Below are 20924 nucleotides of genomic sequence, written 5' to 3' on the forward strand. Positions count from 1 at the left end.
GCTAAAGAGATATTGCGTTAACCGATGGAGTCGGTTCAGACATCAGAGATATAACGGGAAAAAATAATATTTTTGGACAATTTTTTCCCGCGATTTAACATTGCGTAGTTTTTACATATAGATTAATTAATATTTGGATTTGTTATGAGTTTCAAAAATTATGTTGTGCCTTACGCTGTGGACGATCAGTATTCGAAAAAGGTCGCTTATTTTTCGATGGAATTTGCCGTGCACCAGCCTTTGAAGATCTACAGCGGCGGTCTTGGCTTCCTGGCAGGTTCGCACCTGCGCAGCGCGTACGAATTGCGTCAGAACATGATCAATATAGGGATCCTGTGGAAATATGGCTACTATGACCAGGCCCGCAACCAGGACCAGACCCTCCAGGTCACCTGGATGGAAAAACAATACAGCTTTCTCGAAGATACGGGGATCAAGTTTCAGGTGACCATTCACGACCATCCCGTCTGGGTCAAAGTCTTTTATCTCAACCCCGAAACCTTCAAAAGCGCGCCTCTCTTTCTGATGAGCACGGACCTGCCCGAGAACGACTATGTTTCGCAGACCATCACCCACCGCCTGTATGACGCCAACGTCGCGACCAAGGTAGCGCAGTTCATCCTGCTCGGGGTAGGAGGGGCGCAGCTGGTCGACGAACTCGGCTTTAAGCCCGACCTCTATCATCTCAACGAGGCTCACGCCATCAGCAGCGCGTTCTGGCTCTACAAGAAATACAACCACAATCTCGAAGAGGTTCGCAAACGGATGGTATTCACCACGCATACCCCCGAAGAGGCCGGCAACGAGAAACACGACATCTATCTCTGTCATAAGATGAGCTATTTCTGCGGCCTCTCGGTCGAGGAGGTCAGGAAGCTCACCGGTCTGGAAGACGATGCATTCAATCACTCGCTGGTGGCGCTGCGCTTCGCGCATCTCGCCAACGGCGTGTCCCAGCTGCACGGCAACGTCTCCCGCGCCATGTGGAGCAAGTACAAAGACATCTGTCCCATCATCTCGATCACCAACGCACAGAACTGGCGCTACTGGGCCGACAAAGAACTCTACCGGAAAATGGAAGAAGGCAACGACTACTGGTGGGACGACCGCAAGAAATACATGAAGAAAAGAAGCTTCGAGATCGTGGCCGACCAGACAGGTAAGGTCTTCGATCAAAATGTCTTCACCATCGTATGGGCGCGTCGTTTTGCCGGCTATAAACGCGCGAGCTTCCTTACAAGGGATATGGACAGGTTCAACCAGCTGGTGAACGATACCAAATATCCCGTACAGATCATCTGGGCAGGGAAGCCTTACCCAATGGACTATCCCGCGATCAACGAATTCAATCACCTCGTCCACCTCAGCAAGAACTATAAGAACGTCGCCGTGGTCATCGGCTATGAGATGTCCCTGTCCAAGCGGCTCAAACAGGCGGCTGACTGCTGGCTCAACAATCCCCGCGTACCGCGCGAGGCTTCCGGTACCAGTGGAATGACCGCGGCCATGAACGGCGCCGTCAATTTCTCTACCGACGACGGATGGATACCCGAATTCATCAACCACGGCAACAACGGCTTTGTCGTGCCTAAAGCTGACTACGCCAACATGCACGTCGAGCAGCAGGACGACTACGATTTCGAGAAGCTATACCATATACTTCAGCACGAAATACTGCCGGTCTATTACGATAAATACGACACCTGGCGCCAGATCGCAAAGAACGGTATGCGCGACGTCCGGTACCAGTTCGACGCCGGTCGGATGGCGCACGAATACTACGAGTTGCTATACAAGTAAATACTTACTCGTCGGTTTTATTAGTAATTCACTCCGGAAATTAGTAGTAGGAGCTTGCTAAAATCTCGCGGGGGTTTAGGTTATATTTAGCTACGGAAACATAATTAACCAAAACTACTCACATGAGAAAACTTCTGCTTTTGGCAGGTAGCATGCTATTGCTATCTGCGAGTCTTCTTGCACAAAACCGAACGATCACCGGAAAAATCCTCGACCCTGAAGGAAAACCCATCCCCAATGCCACCGTTCTGGTAAAGGGGTCAAAGACGGGCACCAGCTCGCAGACTGACGGTAGCTTCTCCATTACTATTCCATCCGCCACGAAGACACTCGTTATCTCGGCCATCGGCATGACCGCTCAGGATGTGGACGTGACGGGCCGCGCGGCGCTCACCGTCTCCCTCGCGACCGCCGACAAGACCCTGTCGGAGGTCGTGGTCACGTCCCTCGGCATCGTGCGCGACAAGCGGTCCCCGGGTTATGCCACGCAGCGGCTGGGGGGACCAACTGGCCGACAAAGGTTCGGTCAATCTCGTAAACGCCCTTGAAGGCAAAGTTTCCGGGGTAAATATCACCGGCGCCAGCGGCAGCGCGGGCGCGTCGGTCAATATCAATATCCGCGGTATCACGTCCTTCACCCGCAGCAACCAGCCGCTGTTCGTCGTAGACGGAATCCCCATCAGCAATGACGTGGACCGTACCAACGGCGGCCCCAACGGGACCCTCGGCGACAATCAGCCCGCCAACCGCGCACTGGACATCGACCTCAACAATGTCGAGTCCGTCAACATCCTCAAAGGCCCTGCCGCGGCCGTTCTTTATGGTTCGCGTGCCGCAGCAGGAGCAATCGTCATTACTACGAAAAAGGGCGGTATGGGCGGCCGGACCGAGATCATCGCCAGCTCTTCATACAGCCAGCAGAACGCGGAAGGCCTTCCCAAAACACAGAACCAGTACGGCCAGGGCACCAATGGCGTATACAACCCGATCTCCGGCAACTCGTGGGGGCCAAAATTCGGCACCACTCCGACGGCGGCCAACGGCCTTCTGGTCGGCGGACAGCCCGTGCCCTATCAGGCCTATCCGGACAATATCAATGATTTCTGGCAGACCGGGAAAATCTCGGACAATAGTCTGCTCATCAGCGGAGGCGACGCCAAACAAAACTTCACCCTGTCCGGAGGCTATCTGACACAGAACGGGATCCTGCCCAATACTTCGCTGAAGCGGGCCGACGTGAAATTCGGCGGCAACACGGTATTTCGCAACAAGATACATCTCGGCGGCTCCATTACTTTTACCAATACGCTGCAGAACGGTATCCTTGGCGGCAACGGCGCCAGTGCGCTGGCCGTGGTACTGGGCCTGGCGCGCAGCATCGACCTCACAGGCTTTAAGAGGAAGCATACCTATCAAAACCCCGACGGTTCCAATAACTGGCCCATCACCGGCCAGGACAATCCGTATTTCGACGCCTACAACGACCCGCTGACCAGCAATCTGACGCGCACCCTGGGCAGCGTCAATCTGGGATATGACCTTACGCCCTGGCTGAATGTCAACTACCGGTTGGGTATAGACGCATACACCGACCGCCGCAAACAGGTGTTTGCCATCACCTCCGCCCGCGTACCCGCCGGACAGGACCTCGAAAGCACCATCTTCCGCAGCGAGCTCAACGGCGACCTGATCATCACCGCGCACAAGAACGACATGTTCATAAAAGACCTCAGCGTTTCGGCACTGCTGGGTCAGAACATCAACCAGCGCCGCAGCCAGACGGTGACGGTACAGGCCGACCAGATCTCCATACCGGGATTCTTCAACGTCAGCACAGGCGCGAATTTCAACATCGGCTCCACAGAGGTTACGAACCTGCAGCGCCTGCTGGGATACTACGGACAGTTGTCCTTCGCCTACAGCAACTACCTGTTCCTCGGAACTGACCGGCCGTGTCGACCAGAGCTCGACCCTGCCTGCTTTTAAGAACACCTTCTTTTATCCTTCCGTCAACGCCGGGTTCGTATTTACCGACGCTTTCAAGGTACAGTCCGATATCCTCAGCTATGGCAAGCTGCGGGCGAGCTACGCGAGGGTCGGGTCCGACGCGCCGCCCTACCTGCTCTCCAATACATTTGTCAAAGCCAGCTATGGCAACAACGTGGCCAACTTCAATTTCCCCTATGGTTCTGTCCCCGGATTTACGCTCAATTCCAATATAGCCGACTCGACGCTGGCCCCCGAATTTACCACTTCGTATGAGGCGGGCCTCAACCTCGGTTTCTGGAAGAACAGAGTCTCCGTCGACGCTGCATATTTCAACACCATCAGCACAAGCCAGATCTTCAACGTGGGTATTCCCCTTCGACCGGCAATCAGACAAAGACGGTCAACGCCGGCAGGATGACCAACAAGGGAGTCGAACTGCTGGTGACTGTGACACCCATCTCCAGTCCCAACTTCAAATGGGATATCTCCGCCAATTTCACGAAGATCGTCAACAAGGTCACATCGATCGCCCCGGGCATCACCAGCTTTGGCATTCCCGGCAGCGCCTTTATCGGCTCGATACCTTCGATCAAGGTGGGGCAGCCCTACGGCGTGATCATCGGCGGCCTTATCCCGCGCGACAGCGCCACGGGCGCCCGTCTCATCAATCCCAACACCGGCGTCTATGCCACCACCATCGCCAACCAGGTGCTGTCCAATCCTAACCCCGACTATACGGCGGGTATTACCAATACATTCCGCTATAAGGGTTTCAATCTGGGCTTCACCTTCGACTTTGTAAAAGGGGGACAGATACTATCCTTCACCGCAGCCTCGTACAAATCGCGCGGCGCCTGGATAGAGACGACAAAAGACCGCGAGCAGCCCCTGGATCCTGCCCGGCGAGATCTTCTCCGGAGGGAAGTATAGCAAGAACAATATCCAGATACCGGCCCAGACCTACTGGGGCGTGATGGGCGGCCTGCAGAGCGAGTTCAACGTCTACGACGCAACCGTTTTCCGCATGCGGGAATTGTCGCTGGGCTATGATCTTCCCTCGCGTCTGATAAAGAGCTGGCATATCAACTATATCCGCATATCCGTGTTTGCGAACAACATCTTTCATGTTGCGCCGAATACCTTCTTCGACCCCGAGATCAATACGCAGGGCGCGGGCAATATCCGCGGACTCGACCTGCAGGGCGCACCCAATGCGAGAACCATCGGTGCAAACCTGAAAGTATCCCTGTAATAACTTCAAAATTCAGAACATGCGTTATAAAAAAATATTCATTTTACTGCTGCCGGCGGGTCTGCTGCTCGGCTCCTGCAAAAAATACCTCAACGTCAATACCAGTCCAAACAACCCACAGACGGTGCCGTCGACCGTGCTGCTGCCGACGACAACCATCGGGATCGCCTTCGCCAACAGCAATGACCTGGACCGCGCGACGTCTGCGATCATGCAGCATATCGCCGGGGTGGCCAATCAGACCCAGGGCTATGACGTCTACAATTTCAGCGGCGCCTTCGACAACCAGTGGAACGGCGAGATCTACGGAGGAAGCATCAACAACTGTCAAACGCTGATCAACCTCGACTCGGTTTCCAGTCCGGTCTACTCGGGGATCGCCAAACTGCAGATGGCCTATGCCTTTTCTCTTGCGACGGATATATGGGGGGACGTCCCTTATTCCCGTGCGGGGCAGCCGTCGACTTTCCTGTACCCCCGGTTCGACAAAGTTCAGGACATCTATCAGGGTAATTCTTCTTTGGGTATCCGCAGCCTTTTCGACCTTGTCGCCAGCGGAATGGCCGACCTCGACAAGCCCAGTTTTTTCAAACCCAAGACCGACGATATCGTCTACGGCGGCGACCTTACCAAATGGAAGAGGATGGGGAATACGCTGCTGCTGAAATTTGCTATCATGCTGACCAATACCAATCCGACGCTGGCAAAGTCGGTGATCAGCACCGTGCTGACGGGCAACAACTTTATCAACGACAACAGCCTTGATTTCGAGGTGCCGTTTGGGTCGGGTACCGGCAACCAGAACCCTATCTACAATTTCAACTATATCAACCGTACGGGAGACCAGATGCTGAGCCTCCGTCTCCTCACCCTCATGAACGGCCTCAACGATACCCTGCGGCTGGCGAAGTTCTTTACCAAGCCCAACGGCGCATTCGTGGGATTCGACAACGGCAGCAATGCCGTGGCCCCGGCGGTCACCAGCCGTTCGCAGTATGGCACCTATCTGATCGGAGTGACGGGCAACGCACCGATTCGTCTGCTGACGAATTTCCAGGCGCAGTTCATCCTTGCCGAGGCGGCGCTGGTCCTCGGCACGCCGGGCGACCCCAATGCCTACTATCAGGCGGGTATCAAGGCCTCGATGACAAAGGTCGGCATGTCCTCGACGGATATCGCCGCCTATTTTGCGGCCAACCCCTCGGTCGTAACGCTTTCCGGCACCACCGAGGACATGCGCAGGCAGATCATCACCCAGAAATATATCGCGTGGATCGGCAACGGCATCGAAGTATTTGACGACTATCGCCGCACAGGATACCCCGTCCTTGCGCTGCCGAACAATCCGGGCGGCGACGATCCAACGGTAATACCTACCCGACTTCCTTACACCAATACGGAACAGTCGACCAACCCCAACGCGCCGAACCCGAGACCCTGGTAGACGTCAAACTCTGGTGGGCCAAACAATAACTATTCTAAACGATACTATATATGATCAATATGATAAAAAGAATGCCGGCCTTCGCCCTGTCGATGGCCCTGCTATGCTCCTGTTCGAAACAAAATGGATTCGGTCCCAACTACTCGGCCTACAACGGAGGCGACGTGCCGATCAGCGTGCAGAACGCGGTTGGCTTTCGCCCCGATCCAACGGTGACCGCCAGCGTCAACGGAGACAGCAGCATCACCGTGAATATGGTCCTTGCTTCGACTACCGGCCGAACGATCAGGGAGATCACCAAAGTAGCGACTTCTTCGAGTTATGCGGCGATTCAGAGCACGGGTACGACGGGATTTTTCCGGTGCCCGTCATTCCCGGCAGCGGAAACTCGGTGACGTTCAAGACCTCGCTGAGCGCATATCATAGCGTTTATCCCAAGGAAGCATTCAAGCTGAATACCGAGCTCGTCAATCGATTTTATTTCCGGATCACGCTGGACGACGGCAGTATCGTCTATCCGACACCGACAAGAGTGTTGGTCGTCAATTGATTATCTTGAGTCAGTATATCAGGCCGCTCCATCTCGGGGTGGCCTTTTTTTGCCGTTCATCCTCATTTCTGTAGCGGGACATTCCGGCGTGTACAAACTTTGCGGGATCGATCCGGTAGATTATATTCGGACCAGCTAAAACCTAAACTTCTATAACATGGACTCTTCTTCGATGATGATCAAGTGGATATTGATCATCGGTATTCCGGTACTCTGCGCTATTCTTTACCGTCTTATCCTCCGCGTCTTCTTTGGCGTTATTATCGTGCCCGAGGACCGCATCGGTCTCGTAACCAAGAAATTTGTACTCGTAGGCCGCCAGTCCCTGCCCGAAGGGCGTATCATCGCTACCAACGGCGAGGCCGGATTTCAGGCGCAGACCCTGGCGCCCGGCGTCTATTTCGGCAAATGGTTCTGGCAGTATGTGATCAAATTCGAACCCTTTACGGTCATCCCCACCGGTAAGATCGGTCTCGTGCTCGCCCGCGACGGCGGCGAGCTGGATACGGGCGCCATACTCGCCCGAAAGGTACCCTGTGACTCTTTCCAGGACGCCGAGGCTTTTTGCGGAATGGCGGCCGAAAGGGCCGGCAGACGGCGATCATCACACCCGGTTCATATCGTATCAACACTTTTTTGTTTGAAGTCGAGACGGCCGATATGATCAGCGTTCCGGACAATGCCGTGGGCATCGTCACGACGCTCGAAGGCCGTCCTCTGGATGAAGGACAGATCGCCGGCCGGATCATCGGCGAGCACAATAAATTCCAGGACGCGGACCTGTTCCTTTCCAATGGAGGGTACAAGGGTCTGCAGGAACAGGTGATACTCGCGGGTTCTTATTTCTTCAACCCCTGGTTCCTCAAGGTGGATATGGTCAAGATGACCGAGATCCCCATCGGTTATGTGGGCGTGGTCATCTCCTTTGTCGGCTCCGACGGCGAAGACCTCAGCGGCGTGGAATTCAAACACGGCAATATCGTTGCCCGCGGCAACAAGGGCGTATGGGCGGAACCGCTGGGTCCGGGGAAATATCCGATCAACCCCTTTATCCTGAAGGTCGAGATGGTGCCGACTACCAACCTCGTCCTCAACTGGGCCAGCGCGCGCAGCGAGGCGCACCAGCTGGACAAGAATCTGTCTACGATCACGGTGCGAAGCAAGGACGGCTTCCCCTTCAACCTCGACGTCGCGCAGATCATCCATATTCCCAACACCGAGGCGCCCAAAGTGATCGCGCGTTTCGGGAACATGGTCAATCTCGTAAGCCAGGTGCTGGAACCCACTATCGGCAACTATTTCCGTAACTCGGCGCAGGACAGCGACGTCATCTCCTTCCTCGGCGCCCGTAAGGAAAGACAGGCTGCTGCCAGGGAACATATCGGCCAGGTGCTCGAGCAATACAACGTTCACGGCGTGGACACCCTTATCGGAGATATCGTCCCGCCCGAGAGCCTGATGAAGACGCTGACCGACCGTAAGATCGCGGAGGAGCAGAAGGTCACCTATGATACGCAGATGAAGGCGCAGGAGACGCGCCAGAGCCTCGAGAAGGAGACGGCGATTGCCGACATCCAGAAAGAGATCGTCAAGGCCGACCAGGGCGTACTGATTGCAGAGCGTATTGCCGACGCGGCGGTGAAGAAAGCCACCGGTGACGCCAACAGCGTTCGCCTGCAGGCCAACGCCGAAGCCGACCGGCTCAAGCTGCTGGCCAGTGGCGAAGCGGAGAAGACGAGACTGCTTGCAAAGGCGGACGCCGAGAAGATCGAATGGCTGGCGAAGGCCGACGCCGAAAAGATCTCACTGACGGGTAACGCCGAGGCGGAGAAAATTCTCGCCATCGGTAAGTCCTCCGCCGAATCCTATAAGCTCGCCGTCGAGGCGATGGGCGGTGACAACTTTACCCAGCTGAAGGTGATGGAATCCATCGGCGAACAGAAGATCAAGATCATGCCCGATATCCTTATCGGCGGCAACGGTGAAGCTGGTAGTCCGATCAGCGGATTGCTGGGCCTGCAGTTGCTGGAACAGCTACGAAAGAAGGCGGATCACGACAGAAAAGAATAGACTACCGAAAGAAATATTTCTGAAGCCAGGCCATTGCCTGGCTTTCGTTTTTGGCGCAGATATTACAAACGCTGTCGGGGGATGGGCCGCCTTCGTTCTCCCAGCGTAGTTCTTTTGCCGGCCCCTTCGGTCGGTGAGCCGTATAGCGTTGCCCTGTGCTATTAGTACCCAGTTGAGCGTATCGGCCGGTCCCCTTAGCCGGAAACCTTTCTTGCCGCCGGACGAATCCGGTCCGCCCCAGCCGATGTCGATCTCGTCGTCGGTACCGTGAGCGTACCGGACATAGGCCCGCTGGTTGCTCTTGATCCAAAAAGCAAGGCTTTCATAGTCTTTTGAGCTCGTCCTGCCGTTGGAGTAGGTGACCACCCGGACGTCCTGGGGAAAACGGCAAAGGGTAAGGATCACTGGCAGGAGGAAGGTCTTTAGCATGCCCCAATTTACCACCAAAATGCCGTATTTTCCAGCCTCAATTTTCCGATATGGCGCTCATCAAACCGACTCCTTTTATCCTGTTATTATTCTTTGGGTTATACGCGATGGGGCAGGAGGGCGCCGGCGTCTCCTTTGCGCTCGCGCAGCAGCGAAGCGCGTGTCTGAAGAACATACGCTATGAGTTGGTTTTTCGCCTGCCGGAATCCAAAGGCGTCGCTGTCGAAGGAGAAGAGAAGCTCTATTTTCAGCTGGACAGGCAGCGTCTGGCCTCGCACCCCTGTTGCTGGATTTCAAAGGCCGCGCCCTCGATGCCGTGGCCGTCAACGGATCGACGATCGCTGCAACCGTCGTCAACGAACATATTTCCTTGCCGTCGGAATTGCTTAAGGAGGGAGAGAACGTTGTGAAGGTATCTTTCGAATCCGCGGACGCGGCACTCAACAGGAACAATGATTTTCTATATACGCTGCTGGTGCCCGACAGGGCCCGGACGATCTTCCCCTGTTTTGACCAGCCGGACTGCAAGGCCGTGTTCACGCTGCGGCTGACGATGCCGGCCGGCTGGAAGGCGATCGCCAACGCTCCGCTGGGACAACCCTCCGACCGGATCAGCACCTATCTGTTCTCGTTTGCCGCAGGGAAGTTCTTCGATACATCGCGGGTCGTCGACGGGCGGACCATGCATCTGCTGTATCGCGAGACCGACGAGGCCAAACTGCGGTTCAGCATCGACTCGATCTTTCGGATCGAAGGACAGGCACTGCGCTTTATGCAGGACTATACCGGTATCGCCTATCCTTTTCAGAAGTTCGATTTTGTGGCGATCCCCGATTTTCAGTTCGGAGGGATGGAGCACCCCGGCGCTATTCAGTACAAGGCCAGCACGCTGTTCCTCGATTCGGGCGCTACGCGCGAGCAATTGATCAGCAGGTCGAACCTGCTCGCACACGAAACGGCGCATATGTGGTTCGGGGACCTGGTCACCATGACCTGGTTCAACGACGTCTGGATGAAGGAGGTCTTCGCCAATTTTATGGCCGACAAGATCAGTAATCTCACCTTGCCGGATAATAACTACGATCTCAAATTTTTGACCGACCATTACCCGGCGGCGTACAGCGTCGACCGCAGCGCCGGCGCGCATCCGATACGCCAGACGCTGGACAACCTCAACGAGGCGGGTTCGCTCTACGGGAATATCATCTATCACAAGGCGCCGATCGTGATGCGTCAGCTGGAAGCGCTGATGGGGGAGGAGCCTTTCCGCGCCGGGCTGCGGGACTATTTGAAAAAATATGCCGGCGGCAACGCCACCTGGCCCGACCTGTTACACTGCCTGCAGCCACACACGAAGCTGGACCTTATAGCCTGGAATGAGGTTTGGGTCAACGGCGCCGGGCGACCGAAGTTCACCTATGAGATGAAGGTGAAGGATGGGAAGATCTCCGATTTCGTGATCCACCAGCAGGGCGAGGACGGGTCGAAGCGGGTATGGCCGCAGAAGTTCAGCATCGCGCTGTCCGGGGAAGAGATAGAAGTCAATAGCAACGCAGCGACTGTTCATGTGCCGGCAGCTGTAGGCAAAACAGATTCGCAGTTTATTATATTCAACTCGGATGGCCGCGGATATGGGGTGTTTCCAATACATTATGGTGCGTTTGACCTGTACGGATTTTCCGGCATCCGTCATTGGGCTTACGGAAAAACTCCCCTTATGCGTGCGGCCAATTACATCAACCTTTACGAAAACGCGCTCAATGGCAGTGGCTTTACCCCGGAGTTGTTGTTCCTTGGTTACAACGCCCGGCTTACTGAACCCGATGAGCTTGCTCTGAATGTCGTTCTCGATGAATGGCAGTCGCTCTTTTGGCGCTTTGCTCCGAAACCGCGCTGGGATACTCTGGCCGATGCGGCAGAAGACGACTGCTGGAGAGCCATGAAATGGGCCACAGCCAAAAACAACAAAAAACTCCTCTTCCGCGCCTACACAAACATCGCCACAACCCGTGCGGCGATGGACACACTATATGCCGTATGGCACGACCGCCGTCCACCTCCCGGCGTCGTCCTCACCGAAGACGACTACACGAATCTCGCGGCAGCCCTGGCCGTACGCGACTACCCGGACAGCAAAGGGATTTTAGTGGAACAGCTTTCCCGTATCTCCAATCCGGACCGAAGACAGCGGCTGCTATTCCTGATGCCTTCGTTGTCGAACGACGAGGCGGAGCGCGACAGCTTCTTTCTCTCGCTGAAAAGGCCCGAGGTCCGGCGAAGGGAAGCCTCGGTGGTCACGGCCCTCGGCTATCTCCATCATCCCCTGCGGGCGGAGTCGGCAAAAAAATACCTGCAGCCTTCTCTTGACTGGCTCGAAGACATCCAGCGAACCGGTGACGTCTTCTTCCCCCAAAGCTGGCTGCAGGCAAGCTTCGGCTGGTGCAGAACACCGGCCGAAGCGCAAATTGTGCGGGATTTCCTAACTGCGCACCCCGACTATAATCCTCTACTAAAAGCGAAGCTGTTGCAAGCCGCGGATCTGTTGTTCCGGGCCGATCGGCTGAAAGCGGCTGGAATCAACTTCTCGGCCGCAGACGTCAATTAGTGCGAAGTGCTGTCCGGCTTCGCAGTGCTGTCCTGTGCCGCAGCACCCGGCTTCTTCACGATATCGAGCAGTTCGACGTCGAAGATCAGCGTCGAGCCCGGAGCGATCATCGGTCCCGCCTGCTGGTCGCCATACGCCAGGTTCGAGGGGATGAAGAGCTTCCATTTGCTGCCTACGGGCATCGCTGCAGCGCTTCCGTCCAGCCGGGGATAACGCCATTGACAGCCAGCTCGATGGGTTGTCCCCTTTCGACGCTGCTGTCAAATACTTTGCCGTCGATGAGCGTACCGTGATAGTGTACCCTGACCATATCCGTTAGTGCGGGTTTGGGACCGGTACCTGCCTTGACGACGCTGTATTCGAGGCCGCTGGGCAGAGTGACTACGCCGGGCTTATTCTTGTTGGCAGCTAAGAAGTCCTGGCCGATCTTTTTGTTGCCGGAAGCTTTCTCCGACTTCACTTTCTGAATATAGCTGCTCATGACCGCATTGCACTGCTGGTCGTCCATAAGCGCCTTACCCCTGATATTGACGTCATTGATGGCGCGGGTCACCAGAGAAGTGTTGATATTGGTGATGTTCATCTGTTTGTAGAAGTTAGCGACGCTGACACCGATGGCATAGCTCAGAGAGTCCTGGGCAGTCTTCAGCGCGACAGTGCCGGCCCCCGGTTTGGCTGCAGCGGGCTTATTGGTCGCTGTCCCCGGCTTCGTTGCCGTCGCCGGTTTGGTCTGCGCAAAGACCGAAAGACCCGCGGATGTGAGTAGAACAGAAAAACTAATTTTTTTGCTTACGTTCATGGTATTAGAATTGTCGCGCAAAGGTAAGGGTTTATTGTATTTCTTCTTAATACATTGAGCGGCAGCCATTCGCAATAAATGGCCTCCACGGGCGTTAGTTAACATTAGTTTATCAGTATTAGACCGTATTTTTATCCCCTATTGTAAAACGCAAAATATCCTTGAATGAAAAAATTTTCCTATGCCCTGATCGTCTTCCTCTTTTTTGCCATGATGGCGCACGCGCAGGGGGCCTCCTCGGCGGTGCCAAGAACGCACTCAGCAGTCTAAAAAGCGGTGGCAAAGGCCTTAGTTCTGACGATATTGTGGCTGGTCTGAAAGAAGCGCTTTCCCGTGGTACGTCCAAAAGCGCTGACAAATTGTCTGCCGTTGACGGTTTTTTTAAAGATGCTGCCGTAAAGATACTCCTGCCTCCCGAAGCCGCGAAAGTCGAGTCGACCCTCCGCAGCGCCGGTTTTGGCAAACAGTGTGATGACGCGATCCTCAGCCTCAACCGGGCCGCGGAAGACGCCGCCAAATCTGCCGCTCCCATTTTCCTGGGCGCTATTAAGAATATGACCGTCTCCGACGGACTGGGTATCCTCAAGGGCTCGGATACCGCTGCCACGGGCTATCTGCGCAAAAGTACAACGACCCAGCTGACCGCGGCTTTCCGCCCCGTCATCGATACGTCACTGCAGAAGACGGGCGCAACGAAATACTGGAAAGTACTGTTCGAAACCTATAACAAGCTACCGCTCGTCAAGAAAGTCAACCCCGACCTGTCCGGCTATGCCACGCAGCGGACGATGGACGGCGTGTTCTACTATGTCGCAGCAGAAGAAAAGAATATTCGTAAGAACCCGGCTGCACAGGTAGACGATCTACTCAAAAAAGTTTTCGGCGGGAGTAAGTAAAATAAACCTCTTATATAATAGAACCCGCCTCCAAGAGGCGGGTTTTTTATTTTTGCGATCCGTATGCTTGCGCGCACAATCTCACTATATCAAAACGCCTACAGCGGTCTGTCGAAGTCTACCTGGCTGCTGTCGCTGGTAATGCTGGTCAATCGCAGCGGCACGATGGTCATCCCTTTCATGACGATCTATCTCACGTCCTCCGGCTACAGCATCGGCCGGGCGGGGCTCGTCATGGGCATCTTCGGCTTTGGCGCGGTCTGCGGCGGATTCATCGGGGGCCGGCTGACGGACCGGTTTGGCTTCCAGCGCGTCCAGTGGGCAACGCTGGCAGGGGGAGGGCTGCTGTTCATGGTGCTGGGGCAGATGAAAAGCTACCCGCTCATCTGCGTTTGCACCTTTCTGTTAAGCGTCGTCAACGAGGCTTTCCGCCCCGCCAATTCCACGGCTATCGCGCACTATTGCAATACGGAGAACAGGACCCGGTCGTATTCCCTCAACCGGCTGGCCGTGAACCTCGGCTGGGCGGTAGGAGGGGCCATTGGCGGTATTCTGGCCAATATCAACTATCACCTTTTGTTCTGGGTCGATGGCGCGACCAACCTGGCCGCCGTCCTGCTGCTTCGCTGGTTCCTCCCGCTGCACAGCGACGCCGTCCCCGAGCACGAGACCACCGCGGGCAAGGCCCCGGCGCTTTCTCCCTACAAGGACAGCGGCTACCTCCGGTTTGTGACCTTCACGATCGTATTCGGCTGTGGGTTTTTCCAGTTGTTCTCCACGCTGCCGGTATTCTACAAAGAACGGCTGCACATGCCCGAGTATATGATCGGACTGCTGATGACCCTCAACGGTCTGCTGATCACCGTGCTCGAGATGGTCCTCGTCTTCAAGCTGGAAGGGAAAAGGGAGAATCTTTTTTATATCGTTTTCGGCGTCATCCTCGTCGGCGTGTCCTATATGCTGCTGAATGTTCTTCCCTGTCCATCGCCGCGGCGTTCTTTTGCATGATCCTGACTACCTTTGGCGAAATAGGATCGATGCCGTTCATGAATTCCTTCTGGATCTCGAGGACCTCGCTGACCAACCGGGGGCAGTATGCCGGGCTCTATACCATAGCATGGTCGGTTGCGCAGGTGATCGGGCCGATAGGAGGGTCACAACTGGCGCAGCACGCCGGATTCACGGCGTTGTGGTGGGCGGTCGGCGGGCTCTGTCTGCTGGCGGCCACCGGATTCTGGTATTTACGACAAAACAAGCCCGATGTCTGACCCCAAATTAATGATGTTCCATAACCGGCTGACCAAGGTCTACCGTCACCTTTCAAAACAGGCCCGGCGGCAGCAGATCACCTGCTGGCGCGTCTATGACCATGACCTGCCGGAATTTCCTTTCTGCATAGAGATCTATGAAGACAAGGTATACCTGGCCGAATACCAGCGCCGCCACGGCATGACCGAAGAAGAGCACCAGGCCTGGCTCGAATCCTGTGTACCCACCATCACCGGGATACTCGGGATCCCCGACGAGCGCATCTATTTCCGCGAGCGCCGTCGTAAGGCAGGACGCCAGGGACAGTACGGGAAACTCGCCAGTGAACAGGAATTCTTTATCGCCAAAGAAGCCGGTCTTTCCTTCCGCATCAATCTAACGGATTATCTGGATACCGGTCTTTTTCTCGATCACCGGATCACCCGGAGTATGGTCAGGGAGGAAGCAAAAGACAAACGCGTCCTCAATCTCTTCTGTTATACCGGATCGTTCTCCGTCTATGCGGCGGCGGGCGGCGCCGCGCGCGTGGATTCGGTCGACCTTTCCCGAACTTACCTGTCATGGGCGGAGGAGAATATGAAGCTCAATACCGCAGCGCCGCAGACCAATTTTATCCATGCCGACGTCAAACAGTGGCTGGACGAGGCGCCGGCCGGATATTACGATCTGGCGGTCATGGACCCGCCCACTTTCAGCAACAGCAAGCGGATGAAAGACTTTCTCGATATTCAGCGCGACCACTCGGAGCTCATCAACCAGGTGCTGCGGGTGCTGCGCCCGGGTGGAGTCCTGTACTTCAGCACCAACTACCGGAAGTTTCAGCTGGACAAAGACAAAATAGAAACACCGGCAATAAAGGATATTACCGGTGCGACTACCCCATTTGATTTTCAGGGGAAACTTTTTCGATATTGCTTCCGGATTACCGCCCCGGATCGTTGAGCGGAATATCGCGTTTCAGCATATCATTGCGGTTCGCCATCTCCCAGGCCGTAAAAAAGACGAGACGGGCCCTTTTCTCCATGATATCGTAGTTGATCTTGTCGGGAGTATCCGTGGGCTTGTGATAGTCCCTGTGGATGCCGTCGAAATAGAAGATGATCGGTACCCCCTTGCGGGCAAAATTATAGTGGTCGCTGCGATAGTAGATGCGTTCGGGATCGGTCGGATCGTCGAACTTATAGTCCAGCTCCATCTTCGTATACTTCTTATTGTTGCCTTCGCTGATCGGCTTGAGGTCCGTCGACAGCTTGTCGCTGCCTACAACATACACATAGTTGGTGGAGTCGCCGACCTTGCGGTTGGGATCGATCCGTCCGATCATATCGATGTTGAGGTCCACCGTGGTATGCTCCAGGGGATATGTCGGGTGTTCGGAATAATACTGCGAACCGAAGAGTCCTTTTTCTTCGCCGGAATTGGCGAGGAACAGAATGCTGCGGCGGGGACCCTTTCCGGCTGCCTTTGCTTTCGCGAAGGCTTCGGCCAGTTCGAGTACGCTCACCGTTCCCGAGCCGTCGTCGTCGGCGCCATAATAGATGACGGTGTCCCGCTTGCCCAGATGGTCATAGTGCGCGGAAATCACGACGATCTGGTCCTTCAGGTCGCTGCCCTCGAGGAAACCGAGGACGTCGCTGCTCTTCAGTTGGAGGATGGTCTTGTGTACTTTCATGCCGATATTGACGGTATAGGCCTTGCCGGCTCCCTGTCCCGAAACCGCTGTCTTGAAGTCATCGCCAAGGATGGCCTGCGCCAGCTTTTTCGGTGATGTAAAAACTATTGGGATAGATGGTCTTCCTGAATTCGTTCAGGTACATATTGCCTTTTGCGCCGAAGAAGGCACGCGGCAGGTTGGACTGAAGGATCAGCACGGCCGCTGCTCCATGACTCTGGGCGGCGTCCTGTTTGGCATAGAATGCGGATCCCCTTCTGCCCGCGGGCTGGGTCGATCCTGCCGGCTGTCCGCCAAGGACCAGCACTATCTTCCCTTTTACGTCGAGCCCCTTGTAGTCGTCCCGGTTGTTGTCGCTGATGCCATAACCCGCGAAGACGACGTCGCTGCCCAACAGCTCGGCACTGTAGTTGGCGCCAACGTTGACGAAGAAGTCTTTGTCGAGTTCAAAGGACTGGTTGCCTACCGTGAGACCGGCCGACTCCAGCGAGTCCTGGAATACGGGGTAATACAGCTGGTAGTCGCTGCCGTTGCCGGGCTGCAGCCCCAGGTTGCGGAAGTCGTTCTCGATATAGGCGGCAGCTTTGCGCTGGCCTTCAGTCGCCGTCTCGCGGCCTTCGAAATCTTTTGAGGCGACAATGTAGAGATGCTTTTTGAGGTCGTCTGCCGTGATGGTTTTTGCAAAAGGCCGCGGGTCAGGGATTTTCTGAGCCTGTGCGACACCGGCTGTGCATATGGACAGCCAGAGGAAGAGTTTTCTCATTAATGATAATTAAGGGGCCAAATATATAGTCTTTCCCCATATCCGAATGTGCGGATACTGACAAATGGATGAGCGGTTGAATTCACGCGCAGACCCCGGTTACGAGCCAGTCCGGCTGAGTGTTATGCCCCGATCTCGCTGAGTTCGAGCCAGCGCAGCTCTTTATCGTCGAGCAGCTGGCCGATCTCGCCGATGCGGATGGACATTTGCTGCAGCTGATCGAAGGGCGCGCTGCCGCTGTTCAGTTTCCCGGTGATGTCCTGTTTTTCCTGGTTGAGCTGGGCGATCTCCTTCTCGAGGATCTCGAATTCCCTTTTCTCCTTATAGGACAGCTGCCGTCGCGCCGCGGGAGCCGCGGCGGGGGAGGCCGCCGCTGGCTGCTGGGTGGGGGGAGCGGACTGAAAACCGTCTCCGACCGGACGAAACTCGGCCTGTTCGTCGCCCTGTTTCTGCCACTGACGGTATTGGGTATAGTTGCACTGGGAAGTCCCTGACAACCCCGTCGCCTTCGAGGACCAGCAGGTGGTCGACCAGACGGTCCATAAAGTAACGGTCATGGCTGACGATAAGCAGACAGCCCTGGAATTCGCTGAGGAAGTTTTCGAGGATGGCGAGGGTGGGCAGGTCCAGGTCGTTGGTCGGTTCGTCCAGTACCAGGAAATTGGGATTCCGGAAGAGGATCGACAAAAGGTGCAGCCTTCTTTTCTCTCCCCGCTGAGTTTGGAAATATAGGTGTACTGCTGTTCGGGCGGGAAAAGGAAAAGGTTGAGGAATTGGGCTGCGCTCAGCGAGCCTCCCGCCGCGAGAGGGAAGACCTCGGCAATATTCTTGACAAACTCGATCACGCGCATATCTTCCTTGATGACCAGCCCCTGCTGGGAATAGTTGCCGAAGATGACGGTCTCGCCGATATTGATCTTGCCGCTGTCGGGCTGTTCGAGACCCTGCAGCATGTTGATGAACGTGGATTTGCCAACGCCGTTGCGGCCGATCACCCCCAGACGTTCGCCTTTTTTGAAGGTATAGTCGAAGCCTTTCAGGATGGTCTTTTCGCCATAGGCCTTGTAGACCTTTTTTAGTTCGGCGATCTTCCCGCCCAGGCGGTTCATCTTCATCTGTAACTCGACCTGCTGGTCTTCGATACGCTGTTTCGCTCTGGCCTCGACGACATAGAAATTATCCTGGCGGCTCTTGCTCTTGGTCGTACGGGCCTTGGGCTGCTTGCGCATCCACTCCAGTTCTTTCCGGTAGGTGTTTCTCGCTTTTTCTATCGATGCGGATTCGTTCTCGATGCGGGCCGATTTTTTCTCCAGGTAGTTCTCGTAGTCCCCTTTATATACGTGGAGACTGCTGCCGTCCATCTCCCAGATCTCTTCGGAGACGTTGTCGAGAAAATAACGGTCGTGGGTGACCAGCAGCAGGGTCACTTTTTCCTGATTGAGATAGTGCTCCAGCCACTCGACCATCTCCACGTCGAGGTGGTTCGTCGGTTCGTCCATGATCAGCAGGACGTGTTTGTGCTCAAATCCGATATCGATCAGCGTTTTCGCCAGCGCTACCCGTTTGCGCTGTCCGCCGGAAAGAGTGCCCGCCGGCTGCTGCAGGTGATGGATATTCAGTTTCCCCAGGATCTGTTTGACCTTGGTATCGAAATCCCACGCGTTGAGCTCGTCAAGACGAACAATGGCTTCCGTAAGAAGCTCGACGTCTTCGGAGTCCGAAGCAGCCTCGTAGTCCCTGATGGCGTTGATGACGGGGTGGTTGTGGTGGAAGATATTGTCGAGGATGGACTTGTCTTCGGCGAAGACAGGCTCCTGCTCGAAAAGTGCGACGGTGACGTCCTTGTGGATCCATACCGTGCCGTTGTCGGCCGTGTCATTGCCCGAGAGGATCCTGAGAAGGGTAGACTTGCCGCTGCCATTTCTGGCAACCAGGGCGATCTTGTCGCCTTCCTCTATATGAAATGTAATATTTTCGAATAAGGGCTTTACGCCGTATGACTTGCCAAGTCCTTCCACAGAAACGTAGTGCATGGCGCGAAGATACGCAAAAAGGGCAGGCCGGCCCACGTATGGGACCGGCCCGCTATATGCACTAAGCCTTTACAAATTCGAGGTCGACATGGAGACGGACGTCGTCGCTGACGACGAGACTGCCCGTTTCTGTGACACCGCTCCAGGTGAGACCGAATGATTTACGGTTGATCTTGCCGGTGACGGTAAAGCCGGCACGGGTTGCACCCCAGGGATCCTTGATCACGCCGCCGAATTCCACGTCCAGCTTGACCTGCTGGGTGATGCCGCGGATGGTCAGGTCGCCGTATACTTCGTAGTCGCCGTCGTTGTCTACGTTCTCGTATTTGGTAGCCACGAATTTCAGCTGCGGGAAATTGCCAGCGTCGAAGAAGTCCGCCGACTTAAGGTGGCCGTCGCGCTGCTCGCTGCCGGTGTCGATGCTGTCTATATCTGCCGTGAAGCTGACTTTTGCTGTCATGAAATCTTCTCCTTCCGTCTCGACCTGAGCGTCGAATTTCTTGAACTGACCGCTGACGTTCGAGATCATCATATGTTTCACCTTAAATTCTACTTTAGAGTGAGAGGGGTCGAGTATCCAATTAGTTGCCATACAATTAATTTTTAATGTTTGAACAGTATTTGATAATTTCCAGACAAAGTTAGCAGCAAAGACAGTGCCTGGCCATTAACCTAGATTAAGAGTTTGTGGGTTTATGGCAAAAACCACCCTGTTGGGGGTGGTTTTTGTTGCATAGCGCAGTGGTAAGTCTTGATTTTTCAGCTTGTCTAGAACCCAAGGGTATAGGCTACCCGCAGGCCGAGGAAGTTCATGGAAGAACCATTGTCCCAGTAGGAAGACTGTCCCTGCCAGCGGACGCCCACGTCCAGATAGTTCTTCTTTGCCAGCGGGATGAGTACGCCAACCGAACCTGCATAAGCGAAATCGGCAGATTTATCCGCTGCGAGGTCGGTCTTGTTCAGAAGAATGGAAGTACCCGCTTCTCCCTGTACATAAAGAAAGTCCGGTAAGAAATAATAGCGGAGACCGGCCTTTACGGGCAGTGCGCTTATATTCTTGCTGGGGATTCCGTCCTTTACGAGGAAATCATTATAACCGGCATTGAGGATTACGCTTAGGTTCTTTACCACCGGCAGTTCACCCTGTACACTTCCTCCGATGAATGAGCCATAGCCATCGTGGAATGAACCCAGCGGAAGGCCCGCTTCGGGTCCAACGCTAAGGCGGAATTTGTCAGAAGAAGAGGAGGAGCCGCTTTGCGGCTGCGTTTGCGCCTGTGAGGCAAATGCAAGACTTACTAATAGAGCTGTCACTACGCCAATCTTACGTGTCGTTTTCATCTTTTGTTGTTT

The 20924-nt window shown here is 55.1% G+C and carries 23 protein-coding genes and 1 pseudogene; 16 read left to right on the forward strand and 8 right to left on the reverse strand.

Going from position 1 to position 20924, the window contains the following annotated elements; all coding sequences use genetic code 11:
* Positions 1 to 165: 165 nt before the first annotated feature.
* The 11 genes from glgP to ACQ86N_RS13840 all read left to right on the forward strand — a co-directional run bounded on the left by glgP (position 166) and on the right by ACQ86N_RS13840 (position 9105).
* Positions 166 to 1800: an alpha-glucan family phosphorylase gene (gene glgP / locus ACQ86N_RS13790; protein ID WP_431215640.1), complete on the forward strand. Its 1635-nt coding sequence runs from the start codon at positions 166 to 168 to the stop codon at positions 1798 to 1800.
* Between the two features lie 122 nt (positions 1801 to 1922).
* Complete coding sequence (locus tag ACQ86N_RS13795) at positions 1923 to 2348, forward strand: carboxypeptidase-like regulatory domain-containing protein (protein ID WP_431215641.1); 426 nt, start codon at positions 1923 to 1925, stop codon at positions 2346 to 2348.
* A complete protein-coding gene (locus tag ACQ86N_RS13800) occupies positions 2281 to 3786 on the forward strand; it encodes a TonB-dependent receptor plug domain-containing protein (protein WP_431215642.1) in 1506 nt (501 codons plus the stop codon). Before ACQ86N_RS13795 ends, ACQ86N_RS13800 begins: the two co-directional genes overlap by 68 nt.
* Positions 3773 to 4207, forward strand: coding sequence for a TonB-dependent receptor domain-containing protein (locus ACQ86N_RS13805; protein ID WP_431217409.1), 435 nt, complete (start codon positions 3773 to 3775; stop codon positions 4205 to 4207). The genes ACQ86N_RS13800 and ACQ86N_RS13805 overlap by 14 nt, the downstream gene beginning before the upstream one ends.
* Complete coding sequence (locus ACQ86N_RS13810; RefSeq protein WP_431215643.1) at positions 4204 to 4719, forward strand: hypothetical protein; 516 nt, start codon at positions 4204 to 4206, stop codon at positions 4717 to 4719. The genes ACQ86N_RS13805 and ACQ86N_RS13810 overlap by 4 nt, the downstream gene beginning before the upstream one ends.
* A 40-nt stretch (positions 4720 to 4759) precedes the next feature.
* On the forward strand, positions 4760 to 5041 hold the full coding sequence (locus ACQ86N_RS13815; RefSeq protein ID WP_431215644.1) for a hypothetical protein: 282 nt from the start codon (positions 4760 to 4762) through the stop codon (positions 5039 to 5041).
* 19 nt (positions 5042 to 5060) lie between these two features.
* Entirely contained in the window at positions 5061 to 6485 is a 1425-nt protein-coding gene (locus ACQ86N_RS13820) for a SusD/RagB family nutrient-binding outer membrane lipoprotein (protein WP_431215645.1), read from the forward strand.
* Between the two features lie 50 nt (positions 6486 to 6535).
* Positions 6536 to 6880: a hypothetical protein gene (locus ACQ86N_RS13825; RefSeq protein WP_431215646.1), complete on the forward strand. Its 345-nt coding sequence runs from the start codon at positions 6536 to 6538 to the stop codon at positions 6878 to 6880.
* Positions 6877 to 7035, forward strand: coding sequence for a hypothetical protein (locus ACQ86N_RS13830; protein WP_431215647.1), 159 nt, complete (start codon positions 6877 to 6879; stop codon positions 7033 to 7035). The genes ACQ86N_RS13825 and ACQ86N_RS13830 overlap by 4 nt, the downstream gene beginning before the upstream one ends.
* Positions 7036 to 7192: 157 nt before the next feature.
* Entirely contained in the window at positions 7193 to 7699 is a 507-nt protein-coding gene (locus tag ACQ86N_RS13835) for a hypothetical protein (RefSeq protein WP_431215648.1), read from the forward strand.
* On the forward strand, positions 7672 to 9105 hold the full coding sequence (locus ACQ86N_RS13840) for an SPFH domain-containing protein (RefSeq protein WP_431215649.1): 1434 nt from the start codon (positions 7672 to 7674) through the stop codon (positions 9103 to 9105). The genes ACQ86N_RS13835 and ACQ86N_RS13840 overlap by 28 nt, the downstream gene beginning before the upstream one ends.
* Here the strand turns inward: ACQ86N_RS13840 and ACQ86N_RS13845 are convergent.
* Both ACQ86N_RS13845 and ACQ86N_RS13850 read right to left on the reverse strand, forming a co-directional pair.
* Positions 9070 to 9552, reverse strand: coding sequence for a hypothetical protein (locus ACQ86N_RS13845; protein WP_431215650.1), 483 nt, complete (start codon positions 9550 to 9552; stop codon positions 9070 to 9072). The genes ACQ86N_RS13840 and ACQ86N_RS13845 overlap by 36 nt on opposite strands.
* Before the next feature lie 80 nt (positions 9553 to 9632).
* Complete coding sequence (locus ACQ86N_RS13850; protein WP_431215651.1) at positions 9633 to 9812, reverse strand: hypothetical protein; 180 nt, start codon at positions 9810 to 9812, stop codon at positions 9633 to 9635.
* Positions 9813 to 9817: 5 nt separating this feature from the next.
* Here ACQ86N_RS13850 and ACQ86N_RS13855 point away from each other — a divergent pair, with 5 nt between their 5' ends.
* Positions 9818 to 12139, forward strand: a complete 2322-nt coding sequence (locus ACQ86N_RS13855; protein ID WP_431215652.1) for a M1 family aminopeptidase — start codon at positions 9818 to 9820, stop codon at positions 12137 to 12139.
* Here ACQ86N_RS13855 and ACQ86N_RS13860 read toward each other — a convergent pair.
* A pseudogene (locus ACQ86N_RS13860) lies at positions 12136 to 13043 on the reverse strand (FKBP-type peptidyl-prolyl cis-trans isomerase). The gene ACQ86N_RS13855 and the pseudogene ACQ86N_RS13860 sit on opposite strands and share 4 nt — an antisense overlap.
* A 56-nt stretch (positions 13044 to 13099) precedes the next feature.
* Between ACQ86N_RS13860 and ACQ86N_RS13865 the strand changes: the two are divergent.
* The 4 genes from ACQ86N_RS13865 to ACQ86N_RS13880 all read left to right on the forward strand — a co-directional run bounded on the left by ACQ86N_RS13865 (position 13100) and on the right by ACQ86N_RS13880 (position 16045).
* Positions 13100 to 13834 (forward strand): DUF4197 domain-containing protein, encoded by a 735-nt coding sequence (locus ACQ86N_RS13865; RefSeq protein WP_431215653.1) that lies wholly within the window; start codon positions 13100 to 13102, stop codon positions 13832 to 13834.
* A gap of 63 nt (positions 13835 to 13897) precedes the next feature.
* Positions 13898 to 14842, forward strand: coding sequence for an MFS transporter (locus ACQ86N_RS13870; RefSeq protein WP_431215654.1), 945 nt, complete (start codon positions 13898 to 13900; stop codon positions 14840 to 14842).
* The gene (locus tag ACQ86N_RS13875) at positions 14839 to 15102 is read left to right on the forward strand and encodes an MFS transporter (RefSeq protein WP_431215655.1); all 264 of its coding nucleotides are present in this window, start codon (positions 14839 to 14841) and stop codon (positions 15100 to 15102) included. Before ACQ86N_RS13870 ends, ACQ86N_RS13875 begins: the two co-directional genes overlap by 4 nt.
* On the forward strand, positions 15095 to 16045 hold the full coding sequence (locus ACQ86N_RS13880) for a class I SAM-dependent methyltransferase (RefSeq protein ID WP_431215656.1): 951 nt from the start codon (positions 15095 to 15097) through the stop codon (positions 16043 to 16045). Before ACQ86N_RS13875 ends, ACQ86N_RS13880 begins: the two co-directional genes overlap by 8 nt.
* On the opposite strand, the gene ACQ86N_RS13885 is transcribed toward ACQ86N_RS13880, so the two are convergent.
* The 5 genes from ACQ86N_RS13885 to ACQ86N_RS13905 form a co-directional block, all read right to left on the reverse strand.
* A complete protein-coding gene (locus ACQ86N_RS13885; protein WP_431215657.1) occupies positions 16026 to 16775 on the reverse strand; it encodes a M28 family peptidase in 750 nt (249 codons plus the stop codon). The genes ACQ86N_RS13880 and ACQ86N_RS13885 overlap by 20 nt on opposite strands.
* Before the next feature lie 58 nt (positions 16776 to 16833).
* Entirely contained in the window at positions 16834 to 17538 is a 705-nt protein-coding gene (locus tag ACQ86N_RS13890) for a PA domain-containing protein (RefSeq protein ID WP_431215658.1), read from the reverse strand.
* Between the two features lie 122 nt (positions 17539 to 17660).
* Positions 17661 to 19571 (reverse strand): ABC-F family ATP-binding cassette domain-containing protein, encoded by a 1911-nt coding sequence (locus ACQ86N_RS13895; protein WP_431215659.1) that lies wholly within the window; start codon positions 19569 to 19571, stop codon positions 17661 to 17663.
* 61 nt (positions 19572 to 19632) lie between these two features.
* Positions 19633 to 20163, reverse strand: coding sequence for a YceI family protein (locus ACQ86N_RS13900; protein WP_431215660.1), 531 nt, complete (start codon positions 20161 to 20163; stop codon positions 19633 to 19635).
* A 176-nt stretch (positions 20164 to 20339) separates the two neighbouring features.
* Positions 20340 to 20912 carry a hypothetical protein gene (locus ACQ86N_RS13905; protein WP_431215661.1) on the reverse strand — a complete coding sequence of 191 codons (573 nt, stop codon included), beginning with the start codon at positions 20910 to 20912 and terminating at the stop codon, positions 20340 to 20342.
* Between the last annotated feature and the right edge of the window lie 12 nt (positions 20913 to 20924).

This window comes from Puia sp. P3 (assembly GCF_050632245.1).
Lineage (GTDB): Bacteria > Bacteroidota > Bacteroidia > Chitinophagales > Chitinophagaceae > Puia.

Excerpts from the sequence above, each read along its gene's own strand:
- ACQ86N_RS13795 (WP_431215641.1), top strand. The coding sequence starts at position 1,923 with ATGAGAAAACTTCTGCTTTTGGCAGGTAGCATGCTATTGCTATCTGCG.
- ACQ86N_RS13800 (WP_431215642.1), top strand. The coding sequence starts at position 2,281 with ATGCCACGCAGCGGCTGGGGGGACCAACTGGCCGACAAAGGTTCGGTC.
- ACQ86N_RS13810 (WP_431215643.1), top strand. The coding sequence starts at position 4,204 with ATGACCAACAAGGGAGTCGAACTGCTGGTGACTGTGACACCCATCTCC.
- ACQ86N_RS13820 (WP_431215645.1), top strand. The coding sequence starts at position 5,061 with ATGCGTTATAAAAAAATATTCATTTTACTGCTGCCGGCGGGTCTGCTG.
- ACQ86N_RS13825 (WP_431215646.1), top strand. The coding sequence starts at position 6,536 with ATGATCAATATGATAAAAAGAATGCCGGCCTTCGCCCTGTCGATGGCC.
- ACQ86N_RS13835 (WP_431215648.1), top strand. The coding sequence starts at position 7,193 with ATGGACTCTTCTTCGATGATGATCAAGTGGATATTGATCATCGGTATT.
- ACQ86N_RS13870 (WP_431215654.1), top strand. The coding sequence starts at position 13,898 with ATGCTTGCGCGCACAATCTCACTATATCAAAACGCCTACAGCGGTCTG.
- ACQ86N_RS13875 (WP_431215655.1), top strand. The coding sequence starts at position 14,839 with ATGATCCTGACTACCTTTGGCGAAATAGGATCGATGCCGTTCATGAAT.
- ACQ86N_RS13880 (WP_431215656.1), top strand. The coding sequence starts at position 15,095 with ATGTCTGACCCCAAATTAATGATGTTCCATAACCGGCTGACCAAGGTC.
- ACQ86N_RS13885 (WP_431215657.1), bottom strand. The coding sequence starts at position 16,775 with ATGAAAGTACACAAGACCATCCTCCAACTGAAGAGCAGCGACGTCCTC.
- ACQ86N_RS13890 (WP_431215658.1), bottom strand. The coding sequence starts at position 17,538 with ATGAGAAAACTCTTCCTCTGGCTGTCCATATGCACAGCCGGTGTCGCA.
- ACQ86N_RS13895 (WP_431215659.1), bottom strand. The coding sequence starts at position 19,571 with ATGCACTACGTTTCTGTGGAAGGACTTGGCAAGTCATACGGCGTAAAG.
- ACQ86N_RS13900 (WP_431215660.1), bottom strand. The coding sequence starts at position 20,163 with ATGGCAACTAATTGGATACTCGACCCCTCTCACTCTAAAGTAGAATTT.
- ACQ86N_RS13905 (WP_431215661.1), bottom strand. The coding sequence starts at position 20,912 with ATGAAAACGACACGTAAGATTGGCGTAGTGACAGCTCTATTAGTAAGT.